The organism is Synechococcus sp. R8-2 (assembly GCF_047461715.1).
In the GTDB taxonomy this organism is placed as follows: domain Bacteria; phylum Cyanobacteriota; class Cyanobacteriia; order Thermostichales; family Thermostichaceae; genus Thermostichus.
This window is the reverse complement of record NZ_JANSHQ010000334.1, coordinates 1-3,105: the sequence shown is the minus strand read 5'-3', so window position 1 is coordinate 3,105 and position 3,105 is coordinate 1. Positions and strand designations below refer to the sequence as shown.

Here is a 3,105-nt window from a genome sequence, read left to right as displayed (position 1 = left end):
GTTCAGCGTAAATGTATCAGATCCTTAGTCCTAAACTTAAAAGGGGTCAGCCATGCCGCGCAGCATGAAGAACGACAACTTCATTGACAAGACCTTCACCGTCATGGCCGATCTAATTCTGAAACTGCTGCCAGGGGTGAGTTCCGAGGAAAAGAAAGCCTTTGCCTACTACCGGGATGGCATGGCCGCTCAGAGCGAAGGAGAATATGCCGAGGCCCTAGAAAACTACAGAGAAGCCCTCGCCCTCGAGCAAGGGGAAGAAGACCGCAGCTACATTCTCTACAACATGGGCCTGATCTACCAGAGCAACGGCGAGCTTGACAAAGCCCTCGACCACTACCACCAAGCTCTGGAGTTAAACCCAAGACTTTGCTCTGCCCTGAACAACATTGCCGTATTGCTGCACCACAAGGGCGAGCTGAGCCTGCAAGCCGGGGATGAGGAAACAGCAGAGGCCCTGTTCAACGAGGCTGCCCAGTACTGGATTCGGGCCATTCGCATTGCCCCCAACAACTACATCGAGGCCCAAAACTGGCTGAAAACCACCGGGCGCGCCAACCTGGAGGTGTACTGAGCTTTCCTGCAGAAGGACTCCGTTCCGTTAACGCGAACGGTTGATCTCGGCTACCCTGGGCTAAGTCAAGTCGATAATCTGGGAGCCGGAGGAGAGGATGCTGAAACGGGAAGAAGTCCAACATGTTGCTCACTTGGCTCGTCTGGAGCTGACCGAGGAGGAAGAGATCCAGTTCACAGAGCAGCTAGCAGACATCTTGGCCTACGTGGAGCAACTGAAGGAGCTGGACACGGAGGGGGTAGAGCCCACCTTTCACGTCCTGGACATGGAACTGCCCACCCGCCCCGATGAAGTCGAGCCCTACCCGGATATCGAAGGGATCCTGGCCAACGCCCCTGATCGAGCTGACATGTTCTTCAAGGTGCCCCGTATTTTGGAAGAAGAAGACTGACATGGGTCGGCAGGGATTCGAACCCTGGGCCAATCGGTTAAAAGCCGAGTGCTCTACCGCTGAGCTACCGACCCAAGTTTGCAGCTTCGTCATATTAGCAAAGCTTCTGTCACATTCGCAAAGGTTCTGGCCTTATCCCCAAAAATCTTGCTATACTGGACTCAAGTCAACCCTGGGGCTGTAACGGTTTCGACGGGGTGGCGAACATGGGTTCATGAGGCAGGTCGGGATTGAGCTTATCCCGTTAACACCAGGCTCAAAAAAGTACGTGCGAACAACGTCGTACCCTTTGCTCGTAAAGCGGCTGCTTTGGCTGCCTAAGGCTCAGTAACCGAAAACTTACTCTGAGCTCGAGGATCTGCTCACGACCCCGTTAAGTGGGCGGATCACAACCCCAACGGGTGCAGCTCTCTACTCTGGCTCCGTCGAGGGAGAGACTAAGATTAGGCGGAGAACTCCCATCGCCGGGATCCAAACGGCGATCCCCGCCTCGAGGGTCAAAGAGGCTAAACCTGTGAATGAGTGATCCCTCAGTACCCATCTCGGACACGGGTTCGACTCCCGTCAGCTCCATCTCCCAGCAGTTAACTACGAGCCAAAAACTGCCAGCTTTCAGCCATGCCCTAGGAGCAGATCCTGCTCAGTTTCTAAAGGTTTTACGGAGCGTGGGCGAGTTTGATGACAAGGTGCCGGTTTTTGTCCACCGCAACCCAGCCCTGCTGGCGAAAGCGGTTTAGGAGACGGGTAATGGTGACCCGGGTAGTGCCGATGGCATTGGCCAAGTCCTGGTGGGTAAGGCGCACTTGCAGGCGCACCCCTGTTGCAACCGGGGATCCCAGCTCCACAGCCAAAAGGGAGAGCAACTGGCGCAGCCGATCCTCTACCCGCCGCCGTCCGGCCAAGGCGAGCAATGCTTCGGTTTGGCGTAGCCGACGCACCACCTGCTTGAGCAGCCCTTGACTCAGGATCTCTGAGGCTTCCACCTCTGCTGCCGGCAGCCGCAGCACATCAACTGCCGTCAAAGCCTTAGCTTGGTAGGGATCCAGCATCGTCAGAGGGGATCCCAGGGGCATGGAGGGGCCGGCAAACCCCAACAACGCCTCACCGCCATTGGGATAGAGGGTGGTCAACTGTACCACGCCCCGACAGACGATCACCCATTCCTCAGGAAACAGAGGGATAACCTGGCCGGGAGTGTAGGGAGATAAACTGCGGCTTCGGTAGAGGTCTTCTAGCAGCTGGCGCTCCCGTGTGGACAGGCCGGCAGCAAAATGGCTAGGCATCGCTTCAGGCATAGGCTGGCTCCGCTAGGGAAACTGGGCGCACCGGTCGTTGGGCTCCCTTCTACAAACCAACAGCAATGGTCTGGCCGTCAATGCTGAGGTGGGGGCGAGAGATAAGTGTTCCCGACAACACCTTAGCGCTTGCCTTCCAGCCTGAGGTAAAGGCAAAGTTATGCACAGGTTAAGTGTGGCTGCCTCGAGAGAAGAGACAAAAGGAGAACCCGGCAAAGCTGCAGGGATCCGGATCCGGTAGGATCGGAAGCAGGGTGCTCCGCACCGCCGACGCGAAAGTGTTCAAGCCCTCAGGAGATCTGTCGTGACGCTGATGGTTCGTGTGATTACCCCCGACCGCACGGTTTGGGATGCCCCCAGCGAGGAAGTGATCCTCCCTGCCACTTCGGGCCAATTGGGCATTCTCACTGGGCACGCCCCCCTCTTGACCGCCATCGGCAATGGCGTTATGCGGGTCAAAGCCGATGGAAAGTGGTTGGCCATTGCGGTCATGGGCGGATTTGCAGAAGTCGAAAATAACGAGGTAACCGTCCTGGTCAACCGAGCAGAGCGGGGTGAAAAAGTGGATAAGGCAGCGGCTCAGGCCCTCTTGGACGAAGCAAGCAAAGTTTTGAATACCAGCAGCGACAAGCAAGAGCGCTTGCAAGCCAAGTTGGATCAACAGCGAGCCAGGGCCTTGATCCAAGCTGCCGAGATGGGCAGCAAGACTGGAAGCTGACCCTGTCCCGGCGCGGGATCTGCAGATGGAGCTCAAGCTGCAGGAGAGATGGAGGGGCTGAGGCGCAGCCAGGGGGCCATTTTCGATCTTTGGGGATTGGCTTTGTTAGCTAGACCGGCGGGAAGCC

General features: G+C 57.1%; 4 protein-coding genes, 1 tRNA gene and 1 other RNA gene. 4 read left to right on the top strand and 2 right to left on the bottom strand.

All coding sequences use genetic code 11. The features are described 5' to 3' along the window. The first annotated feature begins 52 nt into the window (after positions 1 to 52). Positions 53 to 574 (top strand): photosystem I assembly protein Ycf3, encoded by a 522-nt coding sequence (locus tag NW819_RS08605; RefSeq protein WP_414350803.1) that lies wholly within the window; start codon positions 53 to 55, stop codon positions 572 to 574. A 97-nt stretch (positions 575 to 671) separates the two neighbouring features. Continuing rightward, the gene (gatC, locus tag NW819_RS08600; RefSeq protein WP_414400282.1) at positions 672 to 965 is read left to right on the top strand and encodes an Asp-tRNA(Asn)/Glu-tRNA(Gln) amidotransferase subunit GatC; all 294 of its coding nucleotides are present in this window, start codon (positions 672 to 674) and stop codon (positions 963 to 965) included. A gap of 2 nt (positions 966 to 967) precedes the next feature. On the opposite strand, the gene NW819_RS08595 is transcribed toward gatC, so the two are convergent. Further along, a tRNA-Lys gene (locus tag NW819_RS08595) sits at positions 968 to 1,039 on the bottom strand. A gap of 100 nt (positions 1,040 to 1,139) precedes the next feature. On the opposite strand from NW819_RS08595, the gene ssrA reads away from it, so the two are divergent. Beyond that, positions 1,140 to 1,541: a transfer-messenger RNA gene (gene ssrA, locus NW819_RS08590) on the top strand. Between the two features lie 80 nt (positions 1,542 to 1,621). On the opposite strand, the gene NW819_RS08585 is transcribed toward ssrA, so the two are convergent. After that, a complete protein-coding gene (locus tag NW819_RS08585; RefSeq protein ID WP_011433798.1) occupies positions 1,622 to 2,260 on the bottom strand; it encodes a Crp/Fnr family transcriptional regulator in 639 nt (212 codons plus the stop codon). Between the two features lie 304 nt (positions 2,261 to 2,564). On the opposite strand from NW819_RS08585, the gene atpC reads away from it, so the two are divergent. After that, positions 2,565 to 2,978: an ATP synthase F1 subunit epsilon gene (gene atpC / locus NW819_RS08580; protein ID WP_011433800.1), complete on the top strand. Its 414-nt coding sequence runs from the start codon at positions 2,565 to 2,567 to the stop codon at positions 2,976 to 2,978. Positions 2,979 to 3,105 lie beyond the last annotated feature (127 nt).

Excerpts from the sequence above, each read along its gene's own strand:
- NW819_RS08605 (WP_414350803.1), top strand. The coding sequence starts at position 53 with ATGCCGCGCAGCATGAAGAACGACAACTTCATTGACAAGACCTTCACC.
- gatC (WP_414400282.1), top strand. The coding sequence starts at position 672 with ATGCTGAAACGGGAAGAAGTCCAACATGTTGCTCACTTGGCTCGTCTG.
- NW819_RS08585 (WP_011433798.1), bottom strand. The coding sequence starts at position 2,260 with ATGCCTGAAGCGATGCCTAGCCATTTTGCTGCCGGCCTGTCCACACGG.